At 59.4% G+C, this 17,766-nt stretch carries 17 protein-coding genes and 1 other annotated feature; of the genes, 2 read left to right on the top strand and 15 right to left on the bottom strand.

Annotation, left to right across the window (positions count from 1 at the left end; translation table 11 throughout):
• Nucleotides 1-71 precede the first annotated feature (71 nt).
• From MTP42_RS04255 to MTP42_RS04245, 3 genes are all read right to left on the bottom strand, one after another.
• Complete coding sequence (locus MTP42_RS04255; RefSeq protein WP_249258032.1) at nt 72-1,370, bottom strand: putative ABC transporter permease; 1,299 nt, start codon at nt 1,368-1,370, stop codon at nt 72-74.
• A 70-nt stretch (nt 1,371-1,440) separates the two neighbouring features.
• A complete protein-coding gene (gene fucO / locus MTP42_RS04250; RefSeq protein ID WP_035394173.1) occupies nt 1,441-2,589 on the bottom strand; it encodes a lactaldehyde reductase in 1,149 nt (382 codons plus the stop codon).
• A gap of 292 nt (nt 2,590-2,881) precedes the next feature.
• Nucleotides 2,882-3,541 (bottom strand): GntR family transcriptional regulator, encoded by a 660-nt coding sequence (locus tag MTP42_RS04245; RefSeq protein WP_156061970.1) that lies wholly within the window; start codon nt 3,539-3,541, stop codon nt 2,882-2,884.
• Nucleotides 3,542-3,834: 293 nt separating this feature from the next.
• Here MTP42_RS04245 and MTP42_RS04240 point away from each other — a divergent pair, with 293 nt between their 5' ends.
• Together MTP42_RS04240 and asnB are read left to right on the top strand one after the other, a co-directional pair.
• A complete protein-coding gene (locus tag MTP42_RS04240; protein ID WP_249258031.1) occupies nt 3,835-4,311 on the top strand; it encodes a Fur family transcriptional regulator in 477 nt (158 codons plus the stop codon).
• 13 nt (nt 4,312-4,324) lie between these two features.
• Nucleotides 4,325-4,587 (top strand) — a binding site (T-box leader).
• Nucleotides 4,588-4,729: 142 nt separating this feature from the next.
• On the top strand, nt 4,730-6,304 hold the full coding sequence (gene asnB, locus MTP42_RS04235) for an asparagine synthase B (RefSeq protein ID WP_005933147.1): 1,575 nt from the start codon (nt 4,730-4,732) through the stop codon (nt 6,302-6,304).
• Between the two features lie 57 nt (nt 6,305-6,361).
• On the opposite strand, the gene MTP42_RS04230 is transcribed toward asnB, so the two are convergent.
• The 12 genes from MTP42_RS04230 to rnpM form a co-directional block, all read right to left on the bottom strand.
• The gene (locus MTP42_RS04230; protein ID WP_249258030.1) at nt 6,362-7,231 is read right to left on the bottom strand and encodes a hypothetical protein; all 870 of its coding nucleotides are present in this window, start codon (nt 7,229-7,231) and stop codon (nt 6,362-6,364) included.
• Nucleotides 7,225-7,953, bottom strand: coding sequence for an ABC transporter ATP-binding protein (locus MTP42_RS04225; RefSeq protein WP_098922884.1), 729 nt, complete (start codon nt 7,951-7,953; stop codon nt 7,225-7,227). Before MTP42_RS04225 ends, MTP42_RS04230 begins: the two co-directional genes overlap by 7 nt.
• Nucleotides 7,946-8,326 (bottom strand): GntR family transcriptional regulator, encoded by a 381-nt coding sequence (locus MTP42_RS04220; RefSeq protein WP_005933142.1) that lies wholly within the window; start codon nt 8,324-8,326, stop codon nt 7,946-7,948. The genes MTP42_RS04225 and MTP42_RS04220 overlap by 8 nt, the downstream gene beginning before the upstream one ends.
• A gap of 153 nt (nt 8,327-8,479) precedes the next feature.
• Nucleotides 8,480-10,624 carry a polyribonucleotide nucleotidyltransferase gene (locus MTP42_RS04215; RefSeq protein WP_249258029.1) on the bottom strand — a complete coding sequence of 715 codons (2,145 nt, stop codon included), beginning with the start codon at nt 10,622-10,624 and terminating at the stop codon, nt 8,480-8,482.
• A 208-nt stretch (nt 10,625-10,832) separates the two neighbouring features.
• Nucleotides 10,833-11,087: a 30S ribosomal protein S15 gene (rpsO, locus tag MTP42_RS04210; RefSeq protein ID WP_005933138.1), complete on the bottom strand. Its 255-nt coding sequence runs from the start codon at nt 11,085-11,087 to the stop codon at nt 10,833-10,835.
• Between the two features lie 147 nt (nt 11,088-11,234).
• Entirely contained in the window at nt 11,235-12,155 is a 921-nt protein-coding gene (gene ribF, locus MTP42_RS04205) for a riboflavin biosynthesis protein RibF (protein ID WP_249258028.1), read from the bottom strand.
• Between the two features lie 6 nt (nt 12,156-12,161).
• Nucleotides 12,162-13,046 (bottom strand): tRNA pseudouridine(55) synthase TruB, encoded by an 885-nt coding sequence (gene truB, locus MTP42_RS04200; protein ID WP_330221141.1) that lies wholly within the window; start codon nt 13,044-13,046, stop codon nt 12,162-12,164.
• Nucleotides 13,046-14,035: a DHH family phosphoesterase gene (locus tag MTP42_RS04195; RefSeq protein ID WP_156061967.1), complete on the bottom strand. Its 990-nt coding sequence runs from the start codon at nt 14,033-14,035 to the stop codon at nt 13,046-13,048. The genes truB and MTP42_RS04195 overlap by 1 nt, the downstream gene beginning before the upstream one ends.
• A gap of 17 nt (nt 14,036-14,052) precedes the next feature.
• The gene (rbfA, locus tag MTP42_RS04190; RefSeq protein ID WP_097772525.1) at nt 14,053-14,442 is read right to left on the bottom strand and encodes a 30S ribosome-binding factor RbfA; all 390 of its coding nucleotides are present in this window, start codon (nt 14,440-14,442) and stop codon (nt 14,053-14,055) included.
• A gap of 163 nt (nt 14,443-14,605) precedes the next feature.
• Nucleotides 14,606-17,083 (bottom strand): translation initiation factor IF-2, encoded by a 2,478-nt coding sequence (gene infB / locus MTP42_RS04185; protein WP_005933130.1) that lies wholly within the window; start codon nt 17,081-17,083, stop codon nt 14,606-14,608.
• Complete coding sequence (locus tag MTP42_RS04180) at nt 17,080-17,457, bottom strand: L7Ae/L30e/S12e/Gadd45 family ribosomal protein (protein ID WP_005933129.1); 378 nt, start codon at nt 17,455-17,457, stop codon at nt 17,080-17,082. Before MTP42_RS04180 ends, infB begins: the two co-directional genes overlap by 4 nt.
• Entirely contained in the window at nt 17,444-17,740 is a 297-nt protein-coding gene (gene rnpM, locus MTP42_RS04175) for an RNase P modulator RnpM (protein ID WP_005933128.1), read from the bottom strand. Before rnpM ends, MTP42_RS04180 begins: the two co-directional genes overlap by 14 nt.
• Nucleotides 17,741-17,766: the final 26 nt, after the last annotated feature.

Raw genomic sequence — 17,766 nt, 5'->3', positions numbered from 1 at the left:
AATCTCTCCTTTTTAATCCAAAAAGTATTATACCTGTTTCCCCTGCAAAACGCAAGCAAAATCGTGTATTTTTACCCAGCCTTCTCCACCTTTTTGGCGTTGGGGTAGATGCGCTCCATCCGGGCATTGTCAAAATGCTCATCCAGCAGCACATCCACCGCATTGGCCGGAGCCGCGCCGCTGGTGCGGGCATCGTAGCGGGCCAGCGCCAACGCACTGGTCACAAGGTTCACGGCCATGAACACAGCCAGCAGAACGGTCATCCAGGGGCGGATCCTGCGCTTGACCGCCTTCATCCCCTTTGCCACCAGTGGGTAGCCATAGCGAATCCAGGTCACGGCCGCAATGCCCCAGAAGAAACAGTACAGCAGGTTGATGCGCCCGCCCAGATTGAACTTGAAGCCGCTGTAATCCCAGAACACGGTGCCGAACAGCAGCTCTGTCACGGCGCTGCACACATACTCGTACGCACCGCCCAGGATCACACCGAACCAGAAGATGCGGCTCTCGCTCTTCTGTTCGCCGCCCCGCAGCAGGATGGCGGCCAGCACCAGCGCCAGCCCCCACACCACGCTGAACGGGCCCCAGACCAGGCTGGAACGGCTCATCCAGACCCCGGCGGTGATGCGGCAGAAGATGGTCTCCACCACATCTCCGAGGAAGGCCCCGATGACAAAGAGCCAGAGCAGGTCGGCAAGGGAGAGCTGCTTTTCGGCACTGGTGGTGGGCTCCGGACGGGCCGCAGCAGGGTACGCCCGCTGGATCCGCTTTTCCACGCTGGCGGTAATTTTCTGCCGCAGCCTCTCCGAGCCCCTGCCCAGCTCCCGATTCAGCTGCTCGAGCCGTGGGTGGCGGTTCGCATACCGGCTGACCACCACCATGGCAGAGATCTGGTCAAGGACGGCCAGCGCCATGCCGACCCACACCACAGCGTGGAACAGCAGCGGCGGCAGGTGGGCGCAGAGCCGGAACAGCAGGTCGTTGCCCCAGCGGACTGCCGCCATGCCCAGCAGACCCCACAGCAGGGAGTATTGCAGGCAGACATAGCCGTCCAGATTGAACTTTTTATCGGAGTAGTCCCACCAGCGGCGGTGGTGGATCCGTTCCAGCAGCTTGGCGGTCAGCCACTCCACCACCGTGGCATAGATCATGCTGCCGAAGAACAGTGCCGCCAGGCTGGCGCGCTGGTCGTTCAGGCCGATGGTGATGAGCACCCCTGCCGTGCCGTACACAAAGCAGAAGGGGCCGGAGGCCACGCCGCGGTTGGTGAACCGGCGGCCCTTTGCGGTTGCAACAACGGTCTCGCCTACCCAGCCCAAAAAGGAATATACCAGATAAATTACACAAAGAGTATAGAAATTCAGGTTCATAGTGCTCCTTTCCCGGAACAAAAAGGGGCCGGGAAGCGGCATTCCCGACCCTCTTTGTTCAGTTTACGAATTACAGCTGGCTCTTATACAGTGCCTCGATCTCCTCCACACTGGTATCGCGGGGGTTGCCGGGGCGGCAAGCATCTGCAAAAGCAGACTCGGCCAGGAAGTGGATGTCCTCTTCCTTCAGGATGCCCTGCAGGTTTGCGGGGATGCCCACATCTGCGCTCAGCTGCTTGACAGCGGCGATGGTGGCATCGGCGGCCTCGGCATCGTTCATCTCGTCAATGCCCTTCACGCCCATGGCCTTGCCGACTGCGCGGTAGCGCTCCCCGGCAACGGTCTTGTTGTACTCCAGACCCACCGGCAGCAGGATGGCGCAGGCCACGCCGTGGGGGGTATCATACAGAGCGGACAGGCCGTGTGCCATGGAGTGGACGATGCCCAGACCCACATTGGAGAAGCCCATACCGGCGATGTACTGTCCCAGAGCCATGCCCTCGCGGCCCTCCGGAGTGTTCTGCACGGCACCGCGCAGGTTCTCGCTGATGAGCTTAATGGCCTCCAGATGGAACATATCGGAGATGGTACAGTGGCCCTTGGTGATATAGCCCTCGATGGCGTGGGTCAGAGCGTCCATACCGGTGGCGGCGGTCAGGCCCTTGGGCATGGAGGACATCATATCGGGATCGACCACAGCGATCTCGGGGATATCGTTGGTGTCCACGCAGACGAACTTGCGCTTCTTCTCCACATCAGTGATGACGTAGTTGATGGTGACCTCAGCCGCAGTACCGGCGGTGGTGGGCACGGCAATGGTGAACACAGCGTGCTTCTTGGTGGGAGCCACGCCTTCCAGAGAGCGCACATCCGCGAACTCGGGGTTGTTGATGATGATGCCGATGGCCTTTGCGGTATCCATGGAGGAGCCGCCGCCGATGGTCACGATGCAGTCTGCCTCAGCAGCCTTGAAGGCTGCCACGCCGTCCTGCACGTTGGCGATGGTGGGGTTGGGCTTGATCTCGCTGTAAACAGCGTAGGCGAAGTTTGCAGCATCCAGCAGGTCGGTGACCTTCTTGGTCACGCCAAACTTGATCAGGTCGGGGTCAGAGCAGACAAAAGCCTTCTTGTAGCCGCGGGCGGTCAGCTCGGGAACGATGTTCTCAATGGCACCGTGGCCATGGTAGGAAATGGTGTTCAGAACAATGCGGTCAGCCATAATTATTTTCCTCCGAAATCATTCTGCCCGCCTGCCAGCGGGCTCTCTCTGTTGTTAAGGATACCACATTGTTAAACAATATTCAATGCACTTTTCTTGTGATTTCTATGAATTTTTTACACTTTCCAGCAAAAGAAAACGCTGTACCACTCCCTCAGTCTCGCATTCGCTCGACAGCTCCCTCCAGGAGGGAGCCTTAACGCGGCGGCCAACGCAAAAGCCTCCCTCTGAGAGGGAGGTGGCATCGCATCAGCGATGCCGGAAGGAGTGATACAGCGTTTTATCGTTTCATTTACCACAGCCGGATGACCTTGATGACTCCCTCGGCCTTATCGCGGGCCAGCTCAAGGTGATGCTGCAGCGCATCGGCGGCGGTGTTCCAGTTGTCGCTCAGGGCGGCATTCAGAATTTCCAGATGCTCCTCACAGGTCTGATCCTGATTGATCATGCTCACCTTACCGGTCATAATGCGGAAACGGGTGTTCAGGCCGGTGATGCGGTCATAGCCAGAGCGCAGATATTTGTTGGGCAGGCTGCTCATCAGCAGCTCATGGAAATCATCGTCGGATTTGCAGAAGTCGTCGATCCGCTCGGGGTGGTGCATCAGCTCAGTGTAGGCCTCCAGCTGCTCCCGGGGGATCAGGTTGCCGTAGGTGCGCAGGGCATAAGGCTCCACCAGCAGGCGCATCTCGAACATGCTGTGCACGTCCTCTTCGGTAATGCCGGAGACCATCAGCCCCTTTTTGGGCAGGATGGTGATCAGCCCCTCCTGCTCCAGGCGGCCCAGCGCGTCACGCATGGGGGTGCGGCTGATGTTGCCCATCTCAGCGCAGAGCTTCTGCTCGTTCAGAAATTCGTTGGGGCGGTACTCACAGTTCAGAATCTTCGTTTTCAGGTACTGGTAAGCCTGCAGCTTCAGGCTGGTCTTTGACTGGGAATCCATCTCTTTCATTGTTCTATCTCCTAGTTCGCAAGCAGGACCATTCAGGCAGCAATCAGTCGCCCGCCGGACAGCTTGTATCCCTTAAATAATCCAAGTAATCATTAACATTATTATCACATATCCGGACAATGTTTACAAGACTTTTTTGAAAACTTTGGGAGCTTTTCCGTTTTGAACAGATATCATGCATTATTTTGCTATAAATTGAACAGTTTTTTTGTGCTTGTCGCCAGTGTTTCGTTCTTGTTTTGCATCAAAGGATAAATTGTGGTACACTTGACCCAGAAAGGAAGGCTGATACCATGGCAGGTCGCGGGGGGTACAACACCAAAACCCGGCAATTGATCCTGGATTATCTCATCAACAACCGCCAGCACGCGGTCAGTGCATCCAACATTCTGGAACATCTGGAGGCAGAGGGGGCCAGCCCCAATCCCACCACGGTGTACCGGTATCTGGACAAGCTGGCAGGCGAGCAGCGCATTATGAAATATGTGGCCGATAAGGGCGAAAAGGCCGTGTTCCAGTATGTGGACGAAGGCCGCCACTGCCGCGAGCACCTGCACCTGAAGTGCGTGCAGTGCGGGCGCATCTATCACCTGGACTGCCACTTTATGGATGAGGTGCGTGCCCATCTGATGGCGGAGCACGGCTTCACCCTGCAGTGCGAGGGCAGCGTTTTGTACGGATTGTGCCGCAACTGCGCACAAAACAGCCCCCATCCGGGGCAGACCGCACAAAAATGCGAACACTGTGTTGACACGGACAAAGAGCCGTGATACAATGCAGGCAGGAAAAGCGTTGATCGGGAAAAGTAAGTGCTCAAGGTTCTTTTGCAGCGAGTGCGGGCCGGTGGAAGCCGCACAGAGAATGAGCCCCGAACGAACCCCCGTGAGCTTCCCCCTGAACCTGCTTCGGGCAGTTAGTAGGGGCCGACGGCAGCCGCTCGTTATCGCGGCAGTGCTTTCAACGGGGAGAGTACACAAAAGTGACTGGTGTGTTCGCGCACCGGTAATTTAGGTGGCACCACGGATACGGCAGCATTCGTCCTAGCAAATGGGATGAAGGCTGCCGTATTTTTTTATTTGCAAAAACCTCTCAGTCACCGGGAAACCTGCCTCTCCTATCAGGAGAGATGGCAATGCGAAGCATTGACGGAGAGGTTTAGAGAGAGGGGTAAGAAATATGTGTTGTGTTATGGGTTACACGGGGCACGACCTGAGTGCCGCCAAATTCAAGGAGTATCTGCTGCGCACCGTGATGCGCGGGCCGGACGACCAGCGTGTGGTGGAAGGGCCTTTTGGTCTGATGGGCTTTGGCCGCCTTGCCATCATGGGCCTGACCCCGGAGGGGATGCAGCCCTTCTACCGCGGTGCCGACTGCGTGGTCTGCAACGGTGAGCTCTACGGCTTCCGCTTTGAGAAGGAGATCCTGAAGCGCCGGGGCTACAAGTTTGCCTCCGACTGCGACTGTGAGATCCTGCTGCCGCTGTATTACGAGTACGGTCTGGATATGTTCCGCCACATGGACTCCGAGTTCGCGCTTATTCTGTATGATTCCCGCAAGGACCGGCTGATCGCAGCCCGTGACCCCATCGGCATCCGTCCGCTGTTCTACGGCTATTCCAAGTCCAGCCACCAGATCGCCTTTGCCTCCGAGATGCAGAACCTGATCGGCTGGTGCGACGACATCCGCCCCTTCCCCATCGGCAGCTACTACTGCGATGGCCGCTTTGTCCGCTATGAGGACATTGCCGACGTGCCCGCCCCCATGGAGGATGACATGGAGACCACCCTGCGGAACATCCGCGAAAAGCTGATCGCAGGCGTGGAAAAGCGTCTGGATGCCGATGCCCCTGTGGGCTTCCTGCTCTCGGGCGGTCTGGATTCCTCGCTGGTCTGCTCCATTGCAGCCAAGAAGCTGGGCAAGCCCATCCGCACCTTTGCCATCGGCATGGACACCGATGCCATCGACCTGAAATATGCCCGCCAGACCGCCGATTATCTGGGCAGCGAACACCATGAGATCATCATCAACCGGGACATGGTCATCCAGAGCCTGGAGGAGGTCATCCGACTGCTGGGCACCTGGGATATCACCACCATCCGCGCCAGCATGGGCATGTACCTGCTCTGCAAGGCCATCCACGAGCAGACCGATGTGCGCGTGCTGCTGACCGGCGAGATCTCCGATGAGCTGTTCGGCTACAAGTACACCGACTACGCCCCCACCGCCGATGCCTTCCAGCAGGAGAGCCAGAAGCGCATCCGGGAGCTGTACATGTACGACGTTCTCCGGGCCGACCGCTGCATCTCCGCCAACAGCATCGAGGCCCGCGTGCCCTTTGGCGATCTGGATTTTGTGCGCTACGTCATGGCCATTGATCCTGAAAAGAAGCTGAACAGCTACGGCAAGGGCAAGTACCTGCTGCGCAAGGCCTTTGAGGGCGACTGGCTCCCCCCGGAGATCCTCTGGCGCGAAAAGGCCGCCTTCTCCGATGCCGTGGGCCACAGCATGGTGGACGACATCAAGGAGTACGCCGAGAGCCTGTACACCGATGAGGAGTTCCAGCTCCGCCGGGCAAACTACTCGGCCCACTGTATGCCCTTTACCAAGGAGAGCCTGTTCTACCGCGAGATCTTCGAGAAATACTACCACGACCAGAGCCGCACCATCGTGGGCTTCTGGATGCCGAACAAGGCATGGCCCGGCTGCAACGTCAACGATCCTTCTGCCCGTGTGCTGGCAAACTACGGCGCTTCCGGCGTATAATCCTTTTTCCAGACAGCAAAAGACGGTGTGTCCGCTCCGGGCACACCGCCTTTTTGTTTACTCCAGATTCAGTTTATTTTTCATCAGCCACCGGGTCAGGAAGAAGTATGCCGCCGCAATGGCTGCAGTCACGGCAAAGCAGAACAGATAGCCAACGTCTGTTCCAAGTGCCGCCGTCAGCCAGCGCATCGGGGTCACTCCATAGCTCACACCGGTCACGTTCACATCCACGACCCGGTACGTGACATCCACGATCATACTCACATCATTCGTGCCCAGCAGCTTATCGAGCTGGGTCTCCACGATGTTCAGGCCGATAAACGCGAGGATCCCGGCCACCATCACATGCTTGGGGAATTGATGGGCGATCATACAGGCAGCGTAAACGCAGAGGATGAGGCTTGCCAGCCGGGCCAGATTGATGAGGATGGTCCAGAACGTCACCAGCCAGAACTTCGCGCCCAGTTCCCCATACAGCATCCCCCACAGCTGCTTCCAGCTTTCCCAGTCCACCATGCCGAAGGTCTCCGGGTCGAACACGCCGACAGCAACCATGACCGTGATGCAGACGATGCCCACAAGGCCGCTGCACAGCACCCAGACAATGCTGGTGAGGAGCTTGGAGAGGATGAGCTGGTTCTCATTGACCGGCAGCGTGTGCATCAGGTAGCCTTCCCGGCCCAGCAGGTTCTGATAAAAGCGCTGGATGGTGTTCACGAAGCAGAGCACCGCGATGGCAAGGATGACCGAAACATACACGATCATCAGAATCACTTCGAGATTCTGGAAGCTTGTGCTGTGAGCCAGCGCGTGTTCCTGCCGGAAGGTCACGCCCAGCACCACGCTCAACAGCGCCAGCGCCAGATACAGCCCGAAATACAGGCGTTTCGTGGCCTTGAACTCATATTTCAGCAATTGTTTCAGCATTTGAATACCTCCCGGAAATATGCATCGACGCTCTTGCCCTCGGTCTCGCGGATATCATCCACGGCGCGGTGGGCGAAGATTTTGCCGTCCTTCAGGAACACGGCCTCGTCCAGCACCGGCTCAATGTCCTCGATGAGGTGGGTAGAAATGACAACGGTCGCGTCCTTGCTGTAGTTGGAAATGATGGTGTTCAGGATGTAGTCCCGGGCCGCAGGGTCCACGCCGCCGATGGGCTCATCCAGCAGGTAGAGACGGGCGTTGCGGCTCATGGCCAGCACCAGCTGAACCTTCTCCTTGTTGCCCTTGGAAAGGGTCTTGAGCCGGGCATTGGGGGCGATGTTCAGCCGGGCCAGCATCTCATTGGCCTTGTCGGCATCAAAGCCGATGTAAGCCTTGGCCTGACTGGGCGTGCCGTAAAAATCCCGGAACATCTCCACCAGCTCCTCCACCCGCATCCAGTCGGGCAGCCAGTCGGCGTCCGGCAGGTAGGAGACCAGCTCCTTGGTCTCCGGGCCGGGGGCCATGCCCGCGATCCGGATGCGGCCTTCCGTGGGCTGCAGCAGACCATTGGCCAGCTTGAGCAAGGTGGTCTTGCCGCTGCCGTTGGGGCCCAGCAGGCCGACGATACGGCCAAAATCCAGCTCCAGATCGATGCCGTCCAGCGCGGTCTTTTCCTTTCCGTATACTTTTGTCAATTTTTCACAGGTCAGTACCTTACTCATGGGGTTCTACCTCCTCTGTATCCCAGTGCTCCAACAGGGCTGCCGCCTTTTCCGGCGTGTAGCCGATGCTGCGCATCTTCTCCAGAAAATCTGCCGCGATGTCATGGGCGGCGGCAGCCCGCAGTTGTTCGATCAAATTCGTATCCTCCGTGACGTAGCGTCCGCTGGTGCGCTCGGTGCGCACAAGGCCCTCACTTTCCAGCTGGGCCAGAGCCCTCTGCATCGTGTTGGGGTTGACCCCGGCAGCTGCGGCCAGATCCCGCACCGAATCCAGATGGCCCCCCGGCGGGTAGGTGCCCGCCAGAATTCTGGCTTTGAGCCGTTCCACCAGCTGGGCATAGATCGGGCGGCTGGCATCAAACTGTTCACTCATTCTGCTTTGCCCTCCTTATGTGTTGCTGTATTAAGCAGCTAATACAATAATACACATTTTTGCATTTCTGTCAAGAGGAAACCCAAAAGTTTTTTCGGACAGCAAAAAGGGACCCCGCAGCCAACCGGCTGTGGGGTCCCTCTGATTTATGGATTACTGCTGCTCCTGCGCGGCGCGCTTGGCTTCCAGCGCCAGAATGGCATCGCGGCGGCTCAGGTTGATGCGGCCCTGCTGGTCGATGTCCGTGACCTTGACCACGATGGCATCGCCCACGGCGACCACATCCTCCACGCGCTCCACACGCTTGGTGTCCAGCTTGGAGATGTGCACCAGACCTTCCTTGCCCGGTGCGATCTCCACAAAGGCACCAAAGTTCATCAGGCGGGTGACCTTGCCCTTGTAGATGGCACCGATCTCGGGGTCCTCCACAATGGTCTTGATGGTGAAGATGGCGCGCTTTGCGTCCTCCTGATCCACGGCGGAGACGAACACATGGCCGTCCTCCTGCACATCGATCTTGCAGTTGCAGGTGGCGCAGATGTCCTGGATGACCTTGCCGCCCTTGCCGATCACGTCCTTGATCTTATCGGTAGGGATCATCATGCTGAACATCTTGGGAGCCCAGCGGCTCAGCTCCTCACGGGGCTGTGCGATCACGGGCTTGATGATCTCGTCCAGGATGTACAGGCGGCCCTTGCGGCACTTCTCAAAGGCCTCGGCAATGATATCGTAAGTCAGGCCGTCGATCTTGATGTCCATCTGGATGGCAGTGATGCCCTTGCGGGTGCCGCCCACCTTGAAGTCCATATCGCCGTGGAAATCCTCCACGCCCTGAATGTCCAGCATGGTCATCCAGCGGTCGCCCTCGGTGATCAGGCCGCAGGAGATGCCGGCAACAGGTGCCTTGATGGGCACACCGGCATCCATCAGAGCCAGGGTGGAACCGCAGATGGAAGCCTGAGAGGTGGAGCCGTTGGAGCTCAGGACCTCAGAGACACAGCGGATGGTGTAGGGGAACTCCTCCAGAGAGGGCAGCACGGGAACCAGAGCGCGCTCTGCCAGTGCGCCGTGGCCGATCTCGCGGCGGCCGGGGCTGCGGGGTGCGCGGGCTTCGCCGACAGAATACGGCGGGAAGTTATAGTGATGGATGTAACGCTTGGTCTGCTCGTCGGTCAGATCGTCCATCAGCTGGTTGTCCTTGGTGCCGCCCAGGGTGCAGGTGGTCAGCACCTGGGTCTGGCCGCGGGTGAACATACCGGAGCCGTGGACCCGGGGCAGAATGCCCACTTCGGCAGCCAGCGGGCGGATCTCGTTGATGCCGCGGCCATCCACGCGCTTGCCCTCATCCAGCAGCCAGCGGCGGACAACGTACTTCTGCATCTTGTAGCTGACAAGGTCGAGATCTGCGTCAGACAGATCGGGGTACTCCTCGGCGATCTTGTCCATGATGGGCAGCAGGGCAGCATCCCGCACATTCTTGTCGTCGGTATCCATGGCGGCCTTGAAGTCGTCCAGATACTTGTTCTGGATGGCATGGAACACATCCATATCCAGACCCACCACCTGGAAATCGATCTTCGGCTTGCCGCGCTCTGCAACGATGCCGTTGATGAAGGTGATGATCTTCTTGATCTCAACGTGGGCGGCCTTGATGGCATTGAGCATGGTGTCCTCGTCCACCTCGTTGGCACCGGCCTCGATCATCACGATCTTGTCCATGGTGGCGGCAACGGTCAGGGCCAGGTCGCTCACCTTGCGCTGCTCCTGGGTGGGGTTCAGGACGATCTCGCCGTCCACCAGGCCCACCTGAACACCGCCGATGGGGCCGTTCCAGGGGATCTCAGACACAGCGGTGACCAGAGACGCACCGATCATGCCGGCGATCTCAGGGCTGCAATCGGGGTCCAGGCTCATCACGGTCATGGTGATGCAGACATCGTTGCGCATCTCCTTGGGGAACAGCGGGCGCATGGGGCGGTCCACCACGCGGCTGGTCAGGATGGCGCGCTCACCGGGGCGGCCTTCACGACGCATAAAGCTGCCGGGGATGCGGCCTGCGGCGTAGAGCTTTTCCTCATACTCCACGTTCAGGGGGAAGAAGTCCACACCTTCGCGGGGCTTGGGGCTCATCACAACGTTGCACAGCACGCAGGTCTCGCCGTAGCGGATCAGGGCGCTTGCGTTGGACAGGCCGCACATCTTGCCCATCTCGACCTTGAACGGACGGCCAGCCAGCGTGGTCTCGTAGACCTTGAAGTTTTCAAAGGCCTCTTTGCGGGAACCAAATTCAATTGCCATTTGGTTTTGCCTCCTTTGTCCTTTTGCGGTTTATCTTCTTATCTTCCAAAAGGCAGCGGCCAGCGCATCATAGCAATAAAGCCAACGCCCGTGCCTTTTACAGCACAGGCGCTCGATTTACTGCTGCAACGCGCAGCAGCGGCCTGTTGTTCCTCAAAAAAGAGCAAAGGGCAGGCACCACAATGCGGTACCTGCCCTCTGTTTTCTATTACTTACGCAGACCCAGGGTTGCGATCAGAGCACGGTAACGCTCGATGTCCTTCTTCTGGAGGTAGGCCAGCAGATTGCGGCGGCGGCCAACCATCTTCATCAGACCACGGCGGCTGTGGTGATCGTTAGGGTTCTTCTTCAGGTGCTCGTTCAGCTCGTTGATGTGAGCGGTCAGCAGAGCGACCTGAACCTCGGGGGAGCCAGTGTCCTTCTCGGTCAGAGCGACTTTGGCCATAACTTCCTGCTTGTTCATAGTAACAGTACCTCTTTATAAAATTTTATTTGCCGTCGGCACAGAATGCGGGAAAACGGTACTCCCAAATGGGCATACTCCCAGCCCCGTGCCGCGGTAACATGGCTAGTATAACAGAAATCCGTGCAAAAAGCAAGAAAAATTTTACTATACTTTTGCAAAATAGGCCTTGGCGCGCCGGGCTGCATGGTCGATGCAGGCCTTCAGCTCGTCCAGGGTATCAAACTTTTTGCTGGGACTCAGGTAGGCGTAGAACTCCACCACCGGGTCGGTGCCGTAGAGGTCGCCGGAAAAATCCGGGATAAAGGTCTCGCAGGTCACCTTGGTCTCGTCCGAATTGACAGTGGGCCGGGTCCCCAGGCCTGTAGCCGAGGGATACCAGGTATCGCCGATCCGGGTGCGGGTGATATAGATGCCGTAGCGGGGCATCTGGAAACCCGCCGGGTAGATCTGGTTGATGGTGGGCACGCCCAGCGTGCGGCCCAGACCCACCCCGTGCTGCACCGCGAAGCGGATGGCATAGGGCATCCCCAGCATGGCGTTGGCGGCAGGCACATCGCCGCCCTCCAATGCCGTGCGGATGCGGGTGGAGGACACCGGCTTTTCCTCAAACTGTGCCATAGGCACCACCACGACCTCCACCCCCAGCGGGGCGCAGAGCTGCTTCAGCAGCTCGGGGGTCCCGGCGGCCTTGGCACCAAAGGTAAAGTTTTCGCCGCAGAACAACGCCTTGGCGTGGCAGTCCTGCACGATACCGTACACGAACTGCTCCGGGGTCATGGCGCGGATCTCCTCAAACTCGGGGCAGAGGTAATACTCCACACCCAGGCTTGCGATCAGGGCATGCTTATCCTCGGTGGAGAGCAGACGGCGGCCCTTCATTTTGCTGTCAGCGGACAGCTTGAAGGTGAACACCGCCGGGGCAGCGCCGTGGGCCTTTGCCCACTCCACTGCTCCCTCAATGACGGCACGGTGGCCGATGTGGATACCGTCGAAGTAGCCCATGGCAACAGCAGTGCCGCCCTCATGTTCCAGCGTCAGCGGCGACAGAGATGAAACGATTTGCATTGGTCGTCAGTTCCTTTCCACGAACAGCTTTTCCACCTTGAGCACACCGTTCACCACATTGGCAAGACCCAGAAACTGCCCTCCGGCGTTCCGCACGCGGTAGCGGCCGTCGGCAGCGGGATAGCGGCTGGTGGGGCACCCGTTGTAGAGGTGCTGCTCCACCCGCTCGTCCGCCACCAGCAGCGGCAGGCTGGCGAACACGCTTTCCACCGGCAGCATCAGAGCCTGCAGGGCCTCCGGACCCGCATCCTTTGCCGCCTGGATCTCTTCCAGCGTGTGGGCATCGGCTTCGGAATACACCCCGGCGGCCACGCGGCGCAGGGCGCTCATGGTGCCCTTCTGGCCCATGGCTTCGGCGATCTCCTCCAGCAGCACCCGGATATAGGTGCCCTTGGAGCACTTTACGGTCAGGGCATACTCGTTTTCCGCAGGGCTGCCCTCGTACCGGATGTCCAAAATCTCGATCGGCCGGGCCTTGCGCTCCACAGTCTTGCCCTCGCGGGCCAGCTTATAGAGCGGCTGACCGTTGATCTTGACCGCCGAGTACATGGGCGGGGTCTGCATCCGGGGGCCGAGGAACTGCGGCAGAACAGCCAGCAGCTCCTGCTCCCCTGCCGTTACCGGGGCGGTCTGCAGCACAGTGCCGGTCACATCCCCGGTATCGGTGCACTGGCCCAGCCTGAGGACAGCGCGGTAGGCCTTGGTGTGGTCCAGCTGCAGATCAACTGCCTTGCTGGCCCCGCCGCAGAACACCGGCAGAACACCGGTCGCCATGGGGTCCAGCGTACCGCTGTGGCCCAGTTTCCGGGTACCCAGAATGCCCCGCAGCTTGGCAATGACATCAAAGCTGGTCCAATCGGTGGGCTTATCAACAATGAGGATCCCCTGCATCATGCTTCCTCCTGCGGTGCATCAAGAACAGCTTCCACCTCAGAGAGGATCGCGCTCTTGGCGTTGTCAAGGTTGCCCAGCAGCTCACAGCCCGCCGCACGGGTGTGGCCGCCGCCGCCCAGACGGCGGGCAATGGCACAGGCATCCACGCCCTTGGCGGTGCGCACGCTGATGCGATAGCTGCCGCCGGGCTGCTGGCGCAGGGTCAGGCCGACCTTCACGCCCTCAATGCTGATGGGCAGGCTGGTCAGCTCTTCCAGATCCGCAGGGTCTACCCTGCTCTGCTCGATCTCATCCCGGGTCAGGTAGATGAGGGCGCAGCGGCCATCCAGATGATATTCCAGATGGTTGCGGGCGATCCGCTCGGCTTCCATCCGCTCCCGGGACTTGGTGTCAAACAGCAGGGTGTTCAGCTCCTCCACATGGGCACCAGCCTCCATCAGCTTGGCAGCAGTGATGTGGGTGCTGGCCTTGGTGGAAGAGAACTTGAAGCAGCCGGTATCCGTGGACAGGCCGGTATACAGGCAATCGGCAATGTGGGGGGTGATCTCCACACGCATGGCACAGATCACCTCATACAGCAGCTCTGCCGCAGCGGCGGCGCTTCCGTCCAGCAGTGTGAACTCGGCGTAGCCGCTGTTGCCTGCATGGTGGTCGATGCACAGGTCCACATGGCGCGTGTACTGGGGAACGCCGTTGCCCTCGCCAAACAGCTGGACGCTGGCAACATCCACAGCCACCACGATCTGCGGCTCAAATTCGCCCTTGAACAGGCGGGGGTTGGTAAATGCGTACCGGCCGGGGATGGGGTCGGCGCAGAGCACGGCTGCGTGTTTTTCCAGTGCAAGCAGCGCATAGTAGAGCGCGCTGCCGCAGCCGACCGTATCACCATCCGGGTTTTTGTGGCACAGAATCAAGATGTTATCCGCAGCAAGCAGCTTTTCTGCCATCTGCTGTACATTCAGCTGTTCTGTCATCCCATGTTCCATCCTTTCCGCAAGGCTGATTATTCCTCGGTCTCTTCCGGCTGGCTGGTTTCCTCAGCGTCACCGTTCACGTTCAGCGTGCGGAGCAGCTCATTGATGTGGGCTGCGTAGGCGGCACCGTCGTCCTCCACAAAGATGAAGCGCGGAGCCTTCCGGATGTGCATCTTCTTGCTGACCTCGGTGCGCACATGGCCTGCGGCACGGTTCAGTGCCTCGATGGCGGGCTTGGGGCCGTCCTCGCGGCCCATCACGCTCACATAGACCTTTGCAACATCCAGGTCAGGTGTCACATCCAGACGGGTGACGGTCAGCAGACCGCCCTCCAGGCGGGGGTCCTTCAGCCGTCCGATGATGGCAATGACCTCACGCTTCATATCCTGGGCAAGACGACCCATATTTTTCTGAGACATAGCTTCTCCTCTAAAACAAAACCCCTCAGTCTCGCTTGCGCTCGACAGCTCCCCTAATGGGGGTGCCTTTGGCATAAAGATGAGGCTTCACCCGGCTGCCAAGGCCTCCCCTACTAGGGGAGGTGGCATTGCGAAGCAATGACGGAGAGGTTTAATCCGTTCCTTAGTCCCGATATTCTTCCATCTTGAAGGCCTCGTATACGTCGCCTTCCTTGACATCGGCAAACTTTGCCAGCGTAACACCGCACTCGTAGCCCTCGGCCACTTCCTTGGCATCATCCTTGAAGCGCTTCAGAGATGCGATCTCGTCCTCCGTGATGACGATGCCGTCACGGACAACGCGCACCTTGCTGTCGCGGGTGATCTTACCGCTGGTCACGCGGCAGCCTGCAACGGTGCCCACGTTACTGATCTTGTAGACCTGACGGACCTGCAGCTCGCCCAGTGCGACCTCGCGGAACTTGGGAGCCAGCATACCCTTCATAGCATCGGTGACATCGTTGATGGCATCGTAGATGACGCGGTACATCCGCATCTCGACCTTGGTGGCAGCGGCTTCTTCCTTGGCCACGTTGTCGGGGCGGACATTGAAGCCGATGATGATGGCGTTGGAGGCATCGGCCAGGTCAACGTCGGACTTGCTGATGGCACCGACACCGGCGTGGATGACGCGGACGCGCACCTCATCATTGGAGATCTTCTCCAGGCTCTGCTTGACGGCCTCGGCGGAGCCCTGCACATCAGCCTTGACGACAATGGCCAGCTCCTTCATATCGTTCTGTGCCATCTGGCTGAACAGGTTATCCAGAGTGACCTTCTGGAAGGAGGAGAACTGCTTCTCCTTGGCAGCGGCAATGCGCTGCTCTGCCAGCTCACGGGCCAGACGCTCGTCAGCAACGGCCTCGAACAGGTCGCCTGCCTCGGGCACAGCGGTCAGGCCGGTGATCTCCACGGGGGTGGAGGGGCCTGCATCGTTCAGCAGCACGCCCTTGTCGCTGCGCATGGTACGCACACGGCCCACAGCGGTACCGGCAATGATGACATCACCGGCATGCAGGGTGCCGTTCTGCACCAGAATGGTGGCGATGGGGCCCTGGCCCTTGTCCAGACGAGCCTCAACAACAGCACCCTTGGCGCGGCGGTTGGGGTTGGCCTTGAGCTCCATGACCTCGGCCTCCAGTGCGATCCGCTCCAGCAGGTCGTTGATGCCCATGCCGGTCAGTGCGGAAACGGGGATGCAGGCAACGTCGCCGCCCCAGTCCTCGGTGATGATGCCGTACTTGGTCAGGCCTTCCATCACGCGCTCGGGGTTTGCAGTGGGCTTATCCATCTTGTTCATGGCCACGATGATCTTGACATTGGCAGCCTTGGCGTGGTTGATGGACTCCACGGTCTGGGGCATGATGCCGTCATCGGCGGCAACAACCAGAACAGCGATATCGGTCATGTTGGCACCGCGGGCACGCATGGAGGTGAATGCCTCGTGGCCCGGCGTATCCAGGAAGGTGATCAGGCTGTCGTTGATCTTGACCTGATATGCACCAATGGCCTGAGTGATGCCGCCAGCCTCGCCTGCGGTGACATTGGTCTTGCGGATGGCATCCAGGATACTGGTCTTGCCGTGGTCAACGTGGCCCATGACACAGACAACGGGGGGACGCTCCACCAGATCCTCGGCGGAATCCTCCTCCTGGGTGAACAGGCGCTCCTCGATGGTCACATGCACCTCGTGCTCGACCTTTGCGTGGAACTCCTCAGCCAGCAGGGATGCGGTATCGAAATCGATCACATCGTTGATGGCGTGCATCTCGCCCATCTGCATGAACTTGGCAATGACCTTGCCGGCCTGCTGCTTCAGGCGGGCAGCCAGCTCACCGACGGTGATCTCATCGGGGATCATCACCTTCAGCTGTGCGTTGCGGGCCTTTTCCAGCTGGATGCGCTGCAGGCGCTCGAACTCGGTCTCGCGCTTGCCCTTCTGGAACTGCTGGCGCTGGCGCTGGCCGCGCTGGGTGAACTTCTGCTTATTGCCCTGCGGGGTGGGCTTGCGGCGGTTCTCCGTGTTCTTGGTGGAAGCCAGATCGTCGTAGCGGGCATCAAAGCGATCCACGTTCACATCCACGGTGCGGGTATCGACCGTCACCTGGCTGTCCTCGCGGCGGACAGAGACGGACTGAGCCGGAGCAGCAGAGGCCTTGGCACCGGTCTCGCGGGCCAGCTCGCTCAGGGAGACAGTCTTCTCCTCGCGCTTCTTGTGCTGCTCGTTCTTCTTCTCGCCGTGCTTATTGTTGTTATTGTTTGCCTTGGGCTGCTCTGCCTTTGCGGCAGGGGCAGCGGGCTTTGCCTCGGGCTTCTTCTCAGCAGCCTTGGGCTCTGCCTTTTTCTCCGCAGGCTTCTCGGCCTTTTTCTCCGCCTTCTTTTCAGGCTGGGCAGGCTGCTTTGCGCTGTTCAGGTACTCGTCCAGGCTGGCAACGCTGTTGTCCTTGCTGAATTTCTCCAGCAGGTAGTTCAGCTCATTCTCTTCCAGGGTAGAGCTGTTCTTCTTGCCGGTGCTGCCCATGGCAGCCAGCTCATCCAGGACCTTCTTTGCAGAAACATTCAGGTCTTTTGCAAAATCGCTCACTTTATATTTTACGGTCATTCGCTCATATCCTCCTCATTTTTGATTGCCCCGCAGTCCGAAAGACGGTCAAAGCAGAGCTTTGCGAGGTTGCGGTCAGTCACCGCGTAAACAGCCACAGGCTTGCGGCTGATATCGGCCAGGCGGTCCTGGGTCAGCGGCATGGAGATCACGTCCACCAAGTCGCCCACAGCGTAGTTCAGGCGCTGCACGGTCTTGGCGCTGGCATCGGACGCGACCATTACCAGCCATGCCTTGCTCTTGACGCAGGCATCTTCCACGGCATCAAAGCCCATGGTCAGCGCGCCTGCCTTGCGGCAGAGGCTCAGCGCCTGAAACAGCGCTTCTTCCGGGGCCATTTTGGGCTTTTCGGGGGTATTGTTATGCTTCGCCATTCGGCTGGGCCTCCTTTTCCACGTCGGCCAGCTGTGCGGCCAGCGCATCGTAAACCTCGGCGGGAACCGGCTGCTCAAAGCAGCGCTCCAGCGCCTTTTTCTTTTTGGCCTTTGCCAGACAGGCCGGGTCCGGGCAGAGGTAAGCGCCGCGGCCCGGCTTCTTGCCCACGGGGTCGATGCTGATCTCGCCGCTGGGGGCGCGCACCACCCGCACCAGTTCCTTTTTGGGGCGGCTGGTCATGCAGCCGATGCACTGGCGGGCAGGGATCTTTTTTTGTGCCATCCGGTTTCCCTCCTTCAGGTGCGGTC

Origin of the sequence: Faecalibacterium sp. I2-3-92 (assembly GCF_023347315.1) — a bacterium.
Classification (GTDB): Bacteria; Bacillota; Clostridia; order Oscillospirales; family Ruminococcaceae; genus Faecalibacterium; species Faecalibacterium duncaniae.
The sequence above is the reverse complement of the archived record's forward strand: the minus strand, read 5'-3'. Positions and strand labels throughout refer to the sequence as shown.

Coding starts and splice junctions, on each gene's coding strand:
- MTP42_RS04245 (WP_156061970.1), bottom strand. CDS start 3,541: ATGAAAGAGATGGATTCCCAGTCAAAGACCAGCCTGAAGCTGCAGGCT.
- MTP42_RS04215 (WP_249258029.1), bottom strand. CDS start 10,624: ATGGCAATTGAATTTGGTTCCCGCAAAGAGGCCTTTGAAAACTTCAAG.
- MTP42_RS04220 (WP_005933142.1), bottom strand. CDS start 8,326: ATGAGTGAACAGTTTGATGCCAGCCGCCCGATCTATGCCCAGCTGGTG.
- MTP42_RS04230 (WP_249258030.1), bottom strand. CDS start 7,231: ATGCTGAAACAATTGCTGAAATATGAGTTCAAGGCCACGAAACGCCTG.
- rnpM (WP_005933128.1), bottom strand. CDS start 17,740: ATGGCACAAAAAAAGATCCCTGCCCGCCAGTGCATCGGCTGCATGACC.
- infB (WP_005933130.1), bottom strand. CDS start 17,083: ATGACCGTAAAATATAAAGTGAGCGATTTTGCAAAAGACCTGAATGTT.
- ribF (WP_249258028.1), bottom strand. CDS start 12,155: ATGCAAATCGTTTCATCTCTGTCGCCGCTGACGCTGGAACATGAGGGC.
- MTP42_RS04255 (WP_249258032.1), bottom strand. CDS start 1,370: ATGAACCTGAATTTCTATACTCTTTGTGTAATTTATCTGGTATATTCC.
- MTP42_RS04225 (WP_098922884.1), bottom strand. CDS start 7,953: ATGAGTAAGGTACTGACCTGTGAAAAATTGACAAAAGTATACGGAAAG.
- fucO (WP_035394173.1), bottom strand. CDS start 2,589: ATGGCTGACCGCATTGTTCTGAACACCATTTCCTACCATGGCCACGGT.
- asnB (WP_005933147.1), top strand. CDS start 4,730: ATGGGTTACACGGGGCACGACCTGAGTGCCGCCAAATTCAAGGAGTAT.
- MTP42_RS04180 (WP_005933129.1), bottom strand. CDS start 17,457: ATGGCGAAGCATAACAATACCCCCGAAAAGCCCAAAATGGCCCCGGAA.
- MTP42_RS04240 (WP_249258031.1), top strand. CDS start 3,835: ATGGCAGGTCGCGGGGGGTACAACACCAAAACCCGGCAATTGATCCTG.
- rbfA (WP_097772525.1), bottom strand. CDS start 14,442: ATGTCTCAGAAAAATATGGGTCGTCTTGCCCAGGATATGAAGCGTGAG.
- truB (WP_330221141.1), bottom strand. CDS start 13,046: ATGCAGGGGATCCTCATTGTTGATAAGCCCACCGATTGGACCAGCTTT.
- rpsO (WP_005933138.1), bottom strand. CDS start 11,087: ATGAACAAGCAGGAAGTTATGGCCAAAGTCGCTCTGACCGAGAAGGAC.
- MTP42_RS04195 (WP_156061967.1), bottom strand. CDS start 14,035: ATGGAACATGGGATGACAGAACAGCTGAATGTACAGCAGATGGCAGAA.